The following is a 13,537-nucleotide window of genomic DNA, read 5'->3' on the forward strand; positions in this document are numbered from 1 at the left end:
GGCCGCGGTCCTGGCGGGCGGCGGCGCGGCACCGGCCTTGGGCCCCGACGCGGCCGCGGCGGCGCGGGCGATCGGTTCCATGTAGCCCGACGCCACGGTGGCGTGCCGGTTGCGCCCGGTGCGGGCCGGCGGTGCGGCGGGCGGCTGGGCCGGTGCGTCCTCCCGTGCGACGTACTGGGTGCGCTGGGCGTACTGGCGGGCCGCGTAGGGCTGGGCGGGCGCCGGCTCCGGGTTGGTGCCGAGGCCGTCCGGCACGAACCAGCGGTCGGAGACCTCCGCGGGGTGCGGGGCGTGTTCCGCCCGCGCGGGCTCCGGACGCCGCGGTGACGGGTCGGCGGTGCGCTTGGCCGGCTGGCGGACCTCCTCGACGCGCTCGATCAGGTCGGTGGGTGCCTCCTCCACGACCGAGGGGATGACCTTGCCCTGGTCGAACGCCGGCGTCAGCCGCTTGAGCTGGCGGTCGTCGGACAGTGAGCGCATCCTCGTCGACTCCGCGCGCAGCGCGTACCGCTCGACGAGGAACTCGCCGCCGAGCAGGCCCTCCAGGGTTTCGCGTAAGCCGTGCAGCTCCTGGCGAAGCGCGGCGAGGTCCTCGCGCGCGTCCTCGTCCGCCTGGCGGCGCGCCTCGGCCCGCACCTCCAGCTCGTACTCGCGCCGGGCGGCGATCTCGCGCTCGAGTTCGAGCTCGTAGCGCTCCTGCCGCTCGGCCGCGTCCTCCTCCTGGTCGGCGACCTGGCGGCGGTATCTGGCGGCGACGAACGCGCCGACCAGCGCGGCCCACAACGCGGCCAGGATGCCCAGGCGCATGAAGCGGAGGTCGTCGCTGAGGACGAGCACGGCGGTCGCGGCCAGGGCGAAGACGACAGCTGCGATGAGTAACGCCGTACCGCCGAACGAGCCCCTGGCGGGCTCGCCTGGCGAGGTGCGGCGGGCGTTCATGGCACACACCGTACCGGTCTGTTATCGAGGCGAGACCTGTGCGAGCGGGAACAATGTCAGCCCGTTGCGCCGGACCGGTACTCGGGCGGTTGGTCGTCCTGGTCGTCCGGGGTTCGGCAGCACCATTCGAGGTAGAGCGCGGCGGCGATGAGCACGACCGAACAGCCGACCCCGATGATCGCTCCCCGGGTGTCGACAGCCGCGGCGGCGAGCTCGGCGCGGCGCGGCAGGACGTAGCCGAGCATGGCGAGCCAGGCACCCAGCATGATCGCGCCGAGCAGCGAGGATGCCTTCGCGAGCGCGACGGCGCGGGCGGCGGTCAGCGGCTGGATCGGCCGCGCGGCGTCCGGGTTGCGGATGCGGGAGCGCAGCGAGGCACCCAGCACGCCCTCGATGACCGCGAGCACGAGCAGGGTGACGCCGGCGAACCGCGGGATCGGCGGGAGGTCGCCGTAGAACGAGCTCACCAGGACGTAGACGACCCCGGCGGCCACCAGACCGGCCAACGCCAGGTCACGGGCCCGGGTGAAGTGCATGCGTCCACGTTACCGGCGAGACTTGACTCTCCAGTCACTGGAAGGTTGAGCATGACGACCATGGGCGACGGCGGGGTGTTCACGATCGGCGAGCTGGCTCGCCGGACGGGCCTGACCACCCGAACGATCCGGTTCTACTCGGACGAGGGACTGCTGCCGCCCACGGACCGCACGTATGCCGGGTACCGGTTGTACGACTCGGCGTCGCTGGCCCGGCTCGAGCTGCTGCGCACGTTACGCGAGCTCGGCCTGGGCCTCGGCGAGGCCGGCGAGGCGCTGGCCGGCCGGTCGAGCGTCGCCGACCTGGCGAGCCGACACGTGGAGCTGCTGGACGAGCAGATCCGGGTGCTGCGGCTGCGCCGGGCGGTGCTGCGTGCTGTCGCACGGAACGGGTCGCGACTGGACGAGGTGAGGTTGATGAAGAACCTGGCGACGATGACCGACGAGGAACGGCGTCGGCTGATCGACGATTTCTGGGACGAGGTGAACGCGGGGCTGGACATCAACCCGGACTTCGACGCGGGGATGCGCTCAGCGAAGCCGGAGCTGCCCGACGACCCGACGCCGGAGCAGCTGCAGGCCTGGATCGAGCTGGCGGAGCTGGTGCTGGACAAGGACTTCCGTCAGCGAATCCGCACGATGGCCGAGCAGCACTCGGCGGCGCGGCAGGCGGGCGAGTCGATGGCGGGGCCGACGGAGGAGCAGCAACAGCGGTGGTCGGGTTGGACGAGTGCGGCCGGGGAGGCGATGGAGGCCGGGCTGGGGCCGGAGTCCGCGGCGGGGCGGGCGTTGGCGGTGCGGGTGGCGCAGGAGATGGGGATGCCGGCCGGGCAGGCGGCGGAGCTGCTGGCGAGGGGCACGGACACGCGGGCGGAGCGCTACTGGCAGCTGCTGGCGACGATCAACGGGTGTCCGCCGGTGCCGGCGCAGGTGCCCCGGATGGAGTGGATCATCGCCGCGCTTCGGGCCGTGGGGTGAGGCGGCGGGGTAGGCGGTTTGGCCTCCGGCCCCCGGTCACCAGGCTACGCGAGGGGACCGACAGTTCTGCGGTACTCGCTCGCCAGTGCAACGCGGGCGAGGTGAGGCCCGTGAACAGCGAGGGCCGTGGGATTGCTGCCGGCCTGGCCTCCGGCCCCCGGTCACCACGCTACTCACCGGGACCGACAGGTTCGGTAGGGCTGGGATGCGGCCAGGCCGGTGGGGTCGGGGTCAGGGGTGCAGGGACAGGTCGGTCCGCGGCTTCACGTCGGCGATGTCGGTCGGGGGGAGGGCGGCCAGTAGCTCGGCGACCGGGCCGTGGGTGGGGAGGTCGGCTGCCGGGTCCAGGGCCAGCCAGGGGATGAGCACCGTCGCTCGGGTGGGGGTGCCGGGGTGGGGAAGCAGGAGGTCCGGGTGGGTGCTGGTGACGTTGTCGACCGTCACCACGTCCACGTCCAGGGTTCTCGGGCCCCAACGTCGCGTGCGGACGCGGCCGGCCTGCTGCTCCGCGGACTGGGCGCGGTCGAGCCAGGTCCACTCGTCCGCGTCGGGGTCGTCGACTATCAGCACCGCATTGAGGAAGTCGGGTTGGTCGGTCACGCCCCAGGGCTTCGTCTCGTACACCGGGGAGGCGGCTACCAGCCACGCGGCGAGGGACCGGACCGGGATTCGGAGGTTGGCCAGGCGGTCGCCGAGGTTGGAGCCGATGGACAGAACCGCTCTGGTCACGGACGGGCCCTGCCTCCGCGGCGGGAGCGGCGGATGGTCACCGCGACATCGGTGAACGGGACGGGGATGGGGGCCGCGGGCTTGTGCATCGTGACCTCGACGGCGTGCACCCGCTCGTCAGTCATGATCATGTCGGCTACTTCGCCGCCCACGGTCTCGATGAGGGCGCGTGGAGGGCCGGCGACGATCGCGGCGATGCGTTCGGCCAGTTCGCCGTAGTGCAGGGTTTCCGCCAGGTCGTCGGTCGCGGCCGCGCGGGCCAGGTCGAGCCAGGCCGTCACGTCCACCAGGAAGTCCTGGCCGTCGCGGCGTTCGTGGTCGAAGACGCCGTGGTGGCCGCGAACCCTCAGGCCGGTGAGCGTGATGCGGTCGGTCATCGTGGAGGCTCCGCTGGACGTGGCGTCGCTGTCGACAGGGCGGTTGCTACGGCTAGGGCGTCGAGGGAACGTCTCACGTCGTGCACGCGCACGCCCCAGGCGCCGGCCGCGGCGACCATCGCGGAGATCACGGCCGTCGCGCCCTCGCGGTCGTCGGGCGGGCGGGGGTTGCCCTCCTTGTCCGCGAGCAGGGCGCCGAGGAAACGCTTGCGGGACGCGCCGACCAGCACGGGGAAACCCAGGGCGAGCAGCACCTCGAGCTCCCGCAGCAAGGTCCAGTTGTGCTCCGCGCGCTTCGCGAAGCCCAGGCCTGGGTCGAGGACCAGCGCCCCGGGATCCACGCCGGCGGCGACGGCCGCGTCCACGCGGGCAGTCAGCTCGGCGCACACGTCCTGGACCACGTCGCCGTAGGTGGCGAGGGAGTCCATGTTGTCGCTGTGGCCGCGCCAGTGCATGAGGATCCACGGAACGCCGGCAGCGGCGACCACGCGGGCCATGTCAGGGTCGGCCAGGCCGCCGGACACGTCGTTCACCAGGCGGGCACCGGCGTCGAGTGCGGCCTCGGCGACTCGGGCGCGGGTGGTGTCGACACTTACCAGGACACCGGCGGAGGACAGTTCGCGTACGACGGGGAGAACCCTGGCGATCTCGGTGGACGCGTCTATCCGGGCCGCCCCGGGACGCGTCGACTCGCCTCCGACGTCGACGAGATCGGCGCCCTGCGCCCACATCGCCAGGCCGTGGGTCAGGGCGTCGTCCAGTCCCAGGTAGCGGCCGCCGTCGGAGAAGGAGTCGGGGGTCACGTTGAGGACGCCCATCACGGCGCACCGGCCGGGCCGCGGGAGCGCCGGGTGCACCGCACTCATCGGCTACGCCCGCTGATGAGCTCCAGCGCCTCGGCGCGCGAGCTCGCGGAGGTACGCAGCACACCGCGCACCGCGGACGTGGTCGTCCGCGCGCCCGGCTTGCGAATCCCGCGCATCGCCATGCACAGGTGCTCGGCCTCGACGACCACGATCGCTCCCCGCGGCTCGAGCTTGCGCATGAGCGCGTCGGCGATCTGCGAGGTCAGCCGCTCCTGCACCTGCGGGCGCTTCGCGTAGAGGTCGACCAGCCGAGCGAGCTTCGACAGCCCGGTCACCTTCCCGTGCACGTTCGGGATGTACCCGACGTGGGCAACGCCGTGGAACGGCACCAGGTGGTGCTCACAGTTGTGGGTCAGGTGCCCCGCCACCAGGAACGTCGGATGCGGGTCGCAGGTGAAGCTGAACACCGTCGCCGGGCTGTCGGCCGGCGCCTCCAGCGGACGCACCACCTCGACCGGCAGCCAGCGGGACTCCACCAGCTCGGTGTGGTGGGACCGCCTGGCGAACCCGTGCCGACGCCACCAGTCGTCGTCGGACGCGACCCGCTCCACCGGTCGGCGACGGGGAACGGCCACGGACACCGGCCTCGTCGCGAGCCCGCCGGGCTCGGTCCACTCGACGGCCGTGCCGGCCAGACCGGCCGCCTCGACCCACCCGTCCGGAGTGGCCAGGGGATGGTCGGGGGTCACCACGAAGCTGCCGCCCGCGGTGACCACCTCGACCAGCTGCCGGGCCGGGCGGGCGCTGATCCGGGTCACCGTGGTCGTCTCGACCCGGCCGTCGGCGAGGGTCCACAGCTGGTCCCCGACCCGTACGTCGGCCGCGTCCAGCGGGCCGCCGACGGCGTCGACCGGCTGGTGGGCGGGCACACAGGTCGAGTAGGTCGGGATGTCGGTGACCAGGACCAGCTCGTCGTGGCTCTCGCTGAACGTCTTGTCCAGCACCGTGTCCGGGTCGGTGTACAGGCCAGCGAACATCTCCAGGTACGCGCGGGCGACTCGGGCCGGGGTGTCCTGCAGACCCTCCCGGTCCGGGTCCTCGCCACACGCCAGCAACAGTTCCCGCACGGCCTTCTCGGCCCGTGCGCGGTCGAAAGTGGGCAGTGGGCCGCCGCTGGCGTACAGCGGCCCCTGCTGGGTTTCGTGCGCGGAGGTGTCAGTGCTCACGTAGGCCTCCGGAGGGGACTCAGGGCTCAGCGCCCAGCATCCCACTCCGGACCGCGGCCGCGATCGTCCGGATCGGACGGCCCATGTGATCCTGACTGCCCCGGCCCCTGCTCATGGCCGCGGTCGTCCCCTGGCTGCTGGTCCCAGGACGGCCGCCACTGCTGCTGCGGCTGTCCCGAGGGCGAGGTGGCGGGCGTCCACCCGGGCGGCGCCCCGTAGTGCGGCGGGCCCGCGTGGTTCGGTCCTGGCTGGCCGTAGGGACCAGGAGTGGGCGCACCAGGATAGGGCTGGCCGTAGGGCGGACCCGGCGGCGGAGGCGGCGGGGCCGGATGCGGCAGACCGTTCGGGCCGGCGCCGTTGCCCCCGGGCGGTGCCGGGCTCGGTCGCGGTGGGCCACCGGGCAGCTCGCCGGCTCCTGGCGCGGTGCGCACCGGGGTGGGCTCGGGCTCCTCGGTGATCGGCGGCCACGGCTCGCCACGCTCCTTGGCCAGCTCGCCGGGTGTCTTGATCGGCGGCTTGTCCGACGGCGTGCGGCCGCCGAACTCGTTGAACGCGGTGATCCGCGGTCGCTTCTCCACCCGGGAGAAGATCCGCTCCAGGTCCCTGCGCTGCAGGGTCTCCTTGTCGAGCAGCTCGATCACGAGGTTGTCGAGCACGTCCCGGTAGGTGTTGAGCACGTCCCAGGCCTCGGTGTGCGCGGCCTCGATGAGCTTGCGCACCTCCTCGTCGATCTCGTGCGCGACCTCGAGAGAGTAGTCGGGAGCGTGGCCCATGGACCGGCCGAGGAACGGGTCGCCCTGGTCCTGGCCGTACTTGACCGCACCCAACCGGGCGGACATGCCGTACTCGGTGACCATCGCCTTGGCGATCTTGGTGGCCTGCTCGATATCGCCGGAGGCGCCGGTGGTCGGCTCGTGGAACACCAGCTCCTCGGCCGAGCGACCGCCCAGCGCGAACACCAGCCGGGCGATCATCTCCGAGCGGGTCATGAGCTGCTTGTCGTCCTCGGGGACGACCAGCGCGTGCCCGCCGGTGCGACCGCGCGGCAGGATCGTCAGCTTGTACACCGGCTCGAGGTCCGGCATCGCCCACGCGGCGAGCGCGTGCCCGCCCTCGTGGTAGGCGGTGATCTTCCGCTCCTTCTCCGAGATGATCCGGCTCTTGCGGGCCGGACCACCGATTACGCGGTCGACCGACTCCTCCAGCGCGGCACTGTTGATCATCGTGCCGTTCTGCCGGGCGGTGAGCAGCGCCGCCTCGTTGATGACGTTGGCCAGGTCGGCGCCCGACATGCCGACGGTCCGCTTGGCGAGCCCGTCGAGGTCGACGTCCTGGTCGAGCGGCTTGCCCTTCGAGTGGACCTGCAGGATCTTCTTCCGGCCCATCAGGTCGGGCGCGGACACCGGGATCTGCCGGTCGAACCGACCGGGACGCAGCAGCGCCGGGTCGAGGATGTCCGGGCGGTTGGTGGCCGCGATCAGGATGATGCCGCCGCGCGCGTCGAAGCCGTCCATCTCGACCAGCAGCTGGTTCAGGGTCTGCTCGCGCTCGTCGTGCCCGCCGCCGAGGCCGGCGCCGCGCTGGCGGCCGACCGCGTCGATCTCGTCGACGAAGATGATGCACGGCGCGTTCTGCTTGGCCTGCTCGAACAGGTCACGGACGCGGGAGGCACCGACACCGACGAACATCTCGACGAAGTCCGAGCCGGAGATCGAGTAGAACGGCACGCCGGCCTCGCCGGCCACCGCACGGGCCAGCAGGGTCTTACCGGTACCGGGCGGCCCGTAGAGCAGCACGCCCTTGGGGATCTTCGCGCCGAGCGCCTGGTAGCGGCCGGGGTTCTGGAGGAAGTCCTTGATCTCGTAGAGCTCCTCGACCGCCTCGTCGGCACCGGCCACGTCGGCGAACGTGGTCTTCGGCATGTCCTTGGGCAGCTGCTTGGCCCGGGACTTGCCGAAGTTGAGCACCCGGTTCCCGCCACCCTGGACGTTGTTCATCATCCACATCAGCAGGATGAGCAACAGGCCGAGCGGGATCAGGAAGATCAGGATCTGGGTGAGGAACGACTCCTGGGTGACCGTGGTGTTGAACTCGGTCTCGTCGTCGGGTCGATCCTGCAGCTGCCGGTAGATGTCACCGGTGGCGGCGGCGGGGAACTGCGTGATGATCTGCGTGACCCGTTGGCCGTCCTGCTCGATGGCGTCACGCAGGGTCAGCTTGAGCCGCTGTTCCTTGTCCTCGAGTTCGGCCTTCTCGACGTTGCCGCTGGTGATCTGCGACACCGCCTTGGAGGTGGGCACCTCGGTGTAGCCACGGGTGTCGTCGAACAGCATGCTGATCAAGAAGTAGAGCAGCAACACCACCAAGATCCACACCAGCGGGTTGCGCAGCAGGCGCTTGCGGTCCATCAACTTACGGCCGCGGTGCGGCCCGACCCTCCCTGACTTGCATGTAGGGCAATGGCGCCCATTACCCGGCCGGACAAGGCACTCCGGTTCACCCAGCGTACCGCCCGCGTCGAAGCAACCACGCCGCGAAGTACCCGGCGAAGTGTTCTCCCCACCTCAACGGCTGTGGGGTCGAATCGGTTCCCGAGCTTCCCGCGCAGGTCAGCGCCGTTCCGAGGTGACATCCATGACCAGTTCGCCGACGCGTTGGCGCAGCGTCGCGGCGTCGGTCGGCGCGAACATCGCCCACCCGTCGCGGCTGTAGGTCAGGTACCGGCCGGAGTCGTTGTCGAACCAGGACAGCACCGACGAGCGGCGCCTGCCCCGCATCTCGCTGCGGCTGGTCACGCCGATCTGGCCGCCCCTGCGGTTGGGCTTCGAGGTCAGCCTGGCCAGCGCCGTCCTGCTCTCGACGTCGCTCGTGCGCTGCGGCGCGCCCGCGGGCACCAGGGCGAGCTCTGCCGCCGGGACCGAGATGGACTGCTCGGTGCCGCGGGGAGCGCCGGGGAGCAGGCCGACGATCGCCGAGACCAGTCCGTCGCGCGGCACGCTGCGCAGGGTCAGCTCGTCGCGGTGCTGGACGGCGAGGACGGCGCCGCCAGCCCGGCCCGCGGCCGCCAGCGCCAGCACCGGCGGCGCGTCCAGCTCGGGCAGGAAGACCGAGTCGATGCTGAGCTCGGCGCGCGCGAGCGTGCCGAACCAGTCCTCCAGCTCGGGCTCGAGCCGACCGCGATGGTCGATCAACCCGTCCGCGACCAGGTCCTCCCGCACGCGCATCCGCAGGGCCGCGCGCTCGTCCATCGTGAAGCCGTGCGAGCGGACCTCGAGCGGGTAGGGCAGCTCGCCCGCGCCGAGTGCCTCCCACAGGAAGTCCACGGCCATCGGCCCGAGGCGACGCTCAGCGGGCATCAGTCGTCGCCATCGTCGGCGGCCTCGCCGATCACGGCCGGAGCGGTCATCTGGTCGCTGCCGAAGGCGCTGTCCGGGTCGCCCTCGATCAGGAAGTACGGCCGGTCCCGCTCGTCGTCGTCCTCGTCCTCGGCGCGGCGACCGCCGGCGCCGACCGGCGCCGCGCCACCGACCCCGCCTCGCCCGACCATGGCTCCGGTCGGTGCGGTGCCGGCGCCCGGGGCACCCAGGCCACCACGCGGCCCGGCACCGGCACTGGAACCCGAACCGGACCCGGAGGCCGGTCCGCCCTGGCCGAAGCCGCCACTGCCCGCACCGGCGCCGAAGGCGCCCAGGGGTCCACCGAACCCACCCGGACCCGCTGCCGGTCCGCCCGGGGTGCCGCCGCCGGGGCCGCCGGTGCCCAGGCCCACCGGGGGCTGGGGGCCGACCGAGGCCGAGGACGGGGCGAACCCGCTGGTGGAGGTGCTGGTCGGGATGTCGCTGACCGAGCCCGAGGTGCCGACGTTCCCGCTGCCCGACCCGCCGGGGCCGAACCCGCCGGTGTCGAAACCGGTCGGTGTGAGGTTCCCGCCGCCGGAAGACCCGCCGGTGGGAACCGCGGCGGTGTGGCTCCCGCCGGAACCACCGGAGTAGGCGGCGGTGGAGAACTGCCCACCGGACTGGGGCACGGCCACGTCCGAGCCGCTGATCCTGGCGGAACCGCCAGCGCCGGGGTTGATGCTGCCGGTCGGGGGCGGCACGAAGCTCGGGGTCTGCGCGTCGACCGAGGCCAGTGTCTGGGTGTAGGCGTCGAGGTAGGTGATCTGTTCGCGCTTGACCGCGTCGGCGGCCTCCTTCTGCGCGCGCATGTCGGCCTGCAGCGCGGCGGGGCCGCCGGTGATCATCGCCTGCAGCGACTTCTGCTGGTCGAACTCCTGCGGCGGCGGCAGCTTGCGCACCTCGCTCGCCGCGGCGGACTGGCGGGCCATCTGCACGCCCATCATCTGCGCGGTCTGGCCGGCCTGACCGGCCGCCTGTGCGAGCGGCGAGAGCGCGCCCTTGGCCGAGTCCGCCGCCACGCCGGTCCAGGCGCCCTCGATCGCGGTCACCGCCTCGAACAGCCCGTTCGCCGCCTCGACCAGCCGGTTGCCGCCGTCGTTGAACGACCGGCCGAGGGTGTCGGCGCTGGTCGGGACGTTGTCGCCGGTGGCGAAGTCGTAGAGCTGCTGGCTGCTGAAGGCGTTCCAGTTCGGCGTGTCGCCGATCGCCCGGTCGTCGCCCATCCGAACGCCGGGTGCCAACTCGCTCGCCTGGCTGTCGGCGATGGAGTGCTGGACCTGGGACCGGGTCGAGCGGTCCTCGTCGGGCATGCGCTGCATGACCCGGACCGTGTCCGCCGCCCGGTCACCCGCGTACTCACGGGTGCTGTACTGCTCGTCGCCGCCTGCCATCGCTCCCCCTCAGTGCTCGTCGTCCCGGGTACCGGCAACCGTCATGACTGGCGCCCGTAGTGCTGGGCGTGGCCGGTGTCGATGTCGACGTAGTTGTCGATGCTCAGCCGCAGGGCGCGCTCGGCCCGGTCGGTCTGGTCCTGGAGCAGGCGCAGGGCGGCGAGGAAGGAGTCGTCGCCGTCGTAGCGGCTGACCGACTTGCGGGACATGGCCAGGCCGACCGGGTTCGCCCCGAGCCGAACCTCCGACTCGGCCGCCCCAGCCTCCGCGAGCAACGCGGTGAGCTGGTCCTTCACCTTGCCGATCTTCGCCAGCGCGTCCTCCGCGGCGGCCGCTTCGATGGACACCTGGCCGCTCGCGGCCGCGTTGCTGAACGCGCCGATGGCGCTGCCGATCGCCTCGTACACGGATGCTCCCCTGGCGTGACCGACCCACCGCCCCAGCTGCGGTGAGTCACCGCCCCGAGGTTAACGCACGCCACCGAGCGGTGGGAGCGGAACCGTGGTCACGGAGCGGAGTAACACCGAGCGGGGGCGGCCACTCACTCAGGTGGAGTAGACCTCGGGGGCGAGCGTGCCGATGTAGGGGAGGTCCCGGTAGCGCTCGGCGAAGTCCAGGCCGTAGCCGACGACGAACTCGTTCGGGATCTCGAAACCGACGTAGCGGACCGGCACCTCGACCTTCACGGCGTCCGGCTTGCGCAGCAGCGTGCACACCTCGAGCGAGGCCGGGTTGCGCGACTGCAGGTTCTTGAGCAGCCAGGACAGGGTCAGCCCGGAGTCGATGATGTCCTCGACGATCAGCACGTGCCGGCCCGCGACGTCCCGGTCGAGGTCCTTGAGGATGCGCACCACGCCCGAGGAGGAGGTGGCCGAGCCATAGGAGCTGACCGCCATGAACTCCATCTGCACCGGGACGCTCAGTGCCCGCGCCAGGTCGGTCATGAACATGACCGCGCCCTTGAGCACGCCGACCAGCACGAGGTCGTCGCGGTCGCCACGCTCCGGGTAGTCGTCGGAAACCTGTTTCGCGAGCTCCCTGATCTTCTCGTTGATCTGTTGTTCCGTGATCAGGACAGAGGCGATGTCGTCGCCGTACACAGAGTCCCCTCTCAAACTCACCCGGACACCGAGAGCCTGCCATGGGCCCGACTCACGACCAATCCCCCGGTCAGCCACACCCCACCCTGCCCACGCCAGTCGCCGACCAGCGCGTCGACCGAGCGGAGCTGGGCGTCGGTCAGCTCCCGCACCCCCGCGTCGAGCAACCATCGTCGCAGCACCCGGCGCCGCAGGGCCGCGGGCTCCGCGGACAGCGCGGCCGCCTCGATCCCCCCGTCGCGCAGCACGCGAGCGAGCACCCGGGCGGCGAGCAGGTCGAGGGCCTCGGCGTCCTCCCGGAGCTGTACCGCGGTCCTGGCCAACGCCCCGGCGACGCCGCCCTGGAGGACCTCCTCGAGCAGCGGCATGACCTCGTGGCGCAACCGGGCCCTGGCGAACGCGGGGTCGCTGTTGTGCGGGTCCTGCCAGGGTTGGAGGCCGAGCTCCGCGCAGGCGGCCGCGGTCGTGGCGCGGGGCAGGTCCAGCAGCGGCCGCCCCCAGGGCGGGTCGAGTGGGCGCATCCCGGCGATCGAGCGGGGCCCGGAGCCACGCCCGAGTCCCAGTAGGACGGTCTCGGCCTGGTCGTCGCGGGTGTGCCCGAGCAGGACCGGCATACCCTCGGCGGCGGCGCTCAGGGCCGCGTAGCGGGCGCGGCGGGCGGCGGCCTCCGGCCCTCCCGGGCCGGTCACGTCCACCGCGAGCACCCGGACATCGTCGAAGCCCAGCCCGAGGAGCTGCTTGGCGGCGTGCTCGGCGACGTCGGCGGAGCCGTGCTGGAGGCCGTGGTCGACGATCAGGCCGCGCGGGGTCAGACCGCGGCGGTCGGCGAGCTGGGCGGTGGCCGCGGCCAGCGCGAGCGAGTCGGCACCGCCGGAGACGGCCACCGCGACGCGGGTCGGCGAACCGGCCTCGTCGAGCAGCACCCGCACGGCGCGGCGCACGTCGTCGACCGGCCGGCTCACGGATGCACGCGGCGGACCCAGGCTGCCGGGTCGCCCAGCTCCGCACGCAGCGGCAGGGTGTCCGGCGAGGTCCAGATCGCGTTGAAGCCGGTCATCCCCACCGCGTCCACGACGTGCCGGGTGAAGGCCGCCCCGACCGCGTACTGCTTGACCTTGGCGTCGACGCCGAGCAGCGTGCGCAGGATGCGGTCGAGCAGCCCCCCGCCGCGTCGGCGCGCGGTGAAACGAGCGCGGATGGTCGCGACGGTGGGCACGACCGTGGGGCCCACGGCGTCCATGACGTGGTCGGCGTGCCCCTCGAGCAGGGTGGACAGGGCGATCAGCCGGTCGAACACGGCGCGCTGGCGCGGGGTCTGGAGCATCTCGACCAGCCCGATCGGGCCGCTGCTGGTGGTCGAGTCGTCCGCCGGGCGGCGGCGCATGGCCTTGATCATCTCGGGGAGGCGGTTGAGCGCGCCGGACGCCGTCTCGTCGAGGCCGGTGAGGAAGCTGGTGACCTCGCCGGCGAAGTAGTCGCGCAGCCAGGGCACGGCGGTGAACTGGAGCCGGTGGGTGCACTCGTGCAGGCACACCCACATCCGGAAGTCCTCACCCGGAACGTCGAGCGCACGCTGGGCGGCGACGATGTTCGGGGCGACGAGCAGCAGCCGGCCCCCGTCCTGGCCGAACGGGTCGTACTGCCCGAGGACCCGGCTGCCGAGGTAGGCCAGCACCACACCGGCCTGGACACCGGCGCTGCCGGCGAGCACCGGGCCGACGGAGCGTTGCGAGGGGGTGGGCAGCGCCCCCTCGGTCAGCGCCTCGAGGCCCTCGGCCGCCGCGCTGACCCAGCCCCGCCGGTCGACGACGTCGCCAGGCAGCAGCGGCAACTCGGTACCCAGCCCGGTCAGGCCGCGGACGTGCGACTCGGCGACGCCGGTGACCTCGCGCAGCTGCTCGACCGTGCGCCCGGCCTCCTCCCGCGCCACCGGGGGCCCTGGCTTGATCAGCTTCTGCGCGGTGGCCACGGCGACGCGCCAGTCGACCGGCGCTCGGTTCCCCGTCGGCTCCTCCGGCTCCGCGGCAGCACTCACACCGGCGACGCTACCCGACCGT

General features: G+C 72.6%; 13 protein-coding genes and 2 pseudogenes. 1 reads left to right on the forward strand and 14 read right to left on the reverse strand.

Annotated features, from left to right (window positions below; translation table 11 throughout):
- The coding region (locus BU204_RS34940) for a DUF6779 domain-containing protein (RefSeq protein ID WP_332888612.1) at positions 1-939 on the reverse strand (939 nt) is incomplete at its 3' end.
- 56 nt (positions 940-995) lie between these two features.
- Positions 996-1,475, reverse strand: coding sequence for a DUF3180 domain-containing protein (locus BU204_RS34945; protein ID WP_075130096.1), 480 nt, complete (start codon positions 1,473-1,475; stop codon positions 996-998).
- Between the two features lie 60 nt (positions 1,476-1,535).
- Here BU204_RS34945 and BU204_RS34950 point away from each other — a divergent pair, with 60 nt between their 5' ends.
- On the forward strand, positions 1,536-2,453 hold the full coding sequence (locus tag BU204_RS34950; protein ID WP_075130119.1) for a MerR family transcriptional regulator: 918 nt from the start codon (positions 1,536-1,538) through the stop codon (positions 2,451-2,453).
- Positions 2,454-2,684: 231 nt separating this feature from the next.
- Here BU204_RS34950 and folK read toward each other — a convergent pair whose 3' ends face one another.
- The 12 genes and pseudogenes from folK to BU204_RS35010 all read right to left on the reverse strand — a co-directional run bounded on the left by folK (position 2,685) and on the right by BU204_RS35010 (position 13,515).
- A complete protein-coding gene (gene folK / locus BU204_RS34955; protein ID WP_075130097.1) occupies positions 2,685-3,182 on the reverse strand; it encodes a 2-amino-4-hydroxy-6-hydroxymethyldihydropteridine diphosphokinase in 498 nt (165 codons plus the stop codon).
- Positions 3,179-3,559 carry a dihydroneopterin aldolase gene (folB, locus tag BU204_RS34960; protein WP_075130098.1) on the reverse strand — a complete coding sequence of 127 codons (381 nt, stop codon included), beginning with the start codon at positions 3,557-3,559 and terminating at the stop codon, positions 3,179-3,181. Before folB ends, folK begins: the two co-directional genes overlap by 4 nt.
- Positions 3,556-4,425 (reverse strand): dihydropteroate synthase, encoded by an 870-nt coding sequence (folP, locus tag BU204_RS34965; protein ID WP_075130099.1) that lies wholly within the window; start codon positions 4,423-4,425, stop codon positions 3,556-3,558. The genes folB and folP overlap by 4 nt, the downstream gene beginning before the upstream one ends.
- Positions 4,422-4,769 (reverse strand): annotated as a pseudogene (gene folE, locus BU204_RS34970) (GTP cyclohydrolase I); the annotation flags it as partial. The pseudogene folE and the gene folP, both read right to left, overlap by 4 nt.
- Positions 4,770-5,294: 525 nt before the next feature.
- A pseudogene (locus tag BU204_RS34975) lies at positions 5,295-5,549 on the reverse strand (GTP cyclohydrolase I); the annotation flags it as partial.
- A 68-nt stretch (positions 5,550-5,617) separates the two neighbouring features.
- Entirely contained in the window at positions 5,618-7,999 is a 2,382-nt protein-coding gene (gene ftsH / locus BU204_RS34980; RefSeq protein WP_075130100.1) for an ATP-dependent zinc metalloprotease FtsH, read from the reverse strand.
- A gap of 201 nt (positions 8,000-8,200) precedes the next feature.
- On the reverse strand, positions 8,201-8,947 hold the full coding sequence (locus tag BU204_RS34985) for an ESX secretion-associated protein EspG (RefSeq protein WP_075130101.1): 747 nt from the start codon (positions 8,945-8,947) through the stop codon (positions 8,201-8,203).
- Complete coding sequence (locus BU204_RS34990) at positions 8,947-10,380, reverse strand: hypothetical protein (RefSeq protein ID WP_075130102.1); 1,434 nt, start codon at positions 10,378-10,380, stop codon at positions 8,947-8,949. The genes BU204_RS34985 and BU204_RS34990 overlap by 1 nt, the downstream gene beginning before the upstream one ends.
- Positions 10,381-10,421: 41 nt before the next feature.
- Positions 10,422-10,787 carry a hypothetical protein gene (locus BU204_RS34995; protein ID WP_075130103.1) on the reverse strand — a complete coding sequence of 122 codons (366 nt, stop codon included), beginning with the start codon at positions 10,785-10,787 and terminating at the stop codon, positions 10,422-10,424.
- 138 nt (positions 10,788-10,925) lie between these two features.
- Complete coding sequence (gene hpt / locus BU204_RS35000; protein WP_075130104.1) at positions 10,926-11,480, reverse strand: hypoxanthine phosphoribosyltransferase; 555 nt, start codon at positions 11,478-11,480, stop codon at positions 10,926-10,928.
- 17 nt (positions 11,481-11,497) lie between these two features.
- Entirely contained in the window at positions 11,498-12,442 is a 945-nt protein-coding gene (gene tilS / locus BU204_RS35005; RefSeq protein WP_075130105.1) for a tRNA lysidine(34) synthetase TilS, read from the reverse strand.
- Positions 12,439-13,515 (reverse strand): zinc-dependent metalloprotease, encoded by a 1,077-nt coding sequence (locus BU204_RS35010; RefSeq protein WP_075130106.1) that lies wholly within the window; start codon positions 13,513-13,515, stop codon positions 12,439-12,441. Before BU204_RS35010 ends, tilS begins: the two co-directional genes overlap by 4 nt.
- Positions 13,516-13,537: the final 22 nt, after the last annotated feature.

Source organism: Actinophytocola xanthii, assembly GCF_001921205.1.
Lineage (GTDB): Bacteria > Actinomycetota > Actinomycetes > Mycobacteriales > Pseudonocardiaceae > Actinophytocola > Actinophytocola xanthii.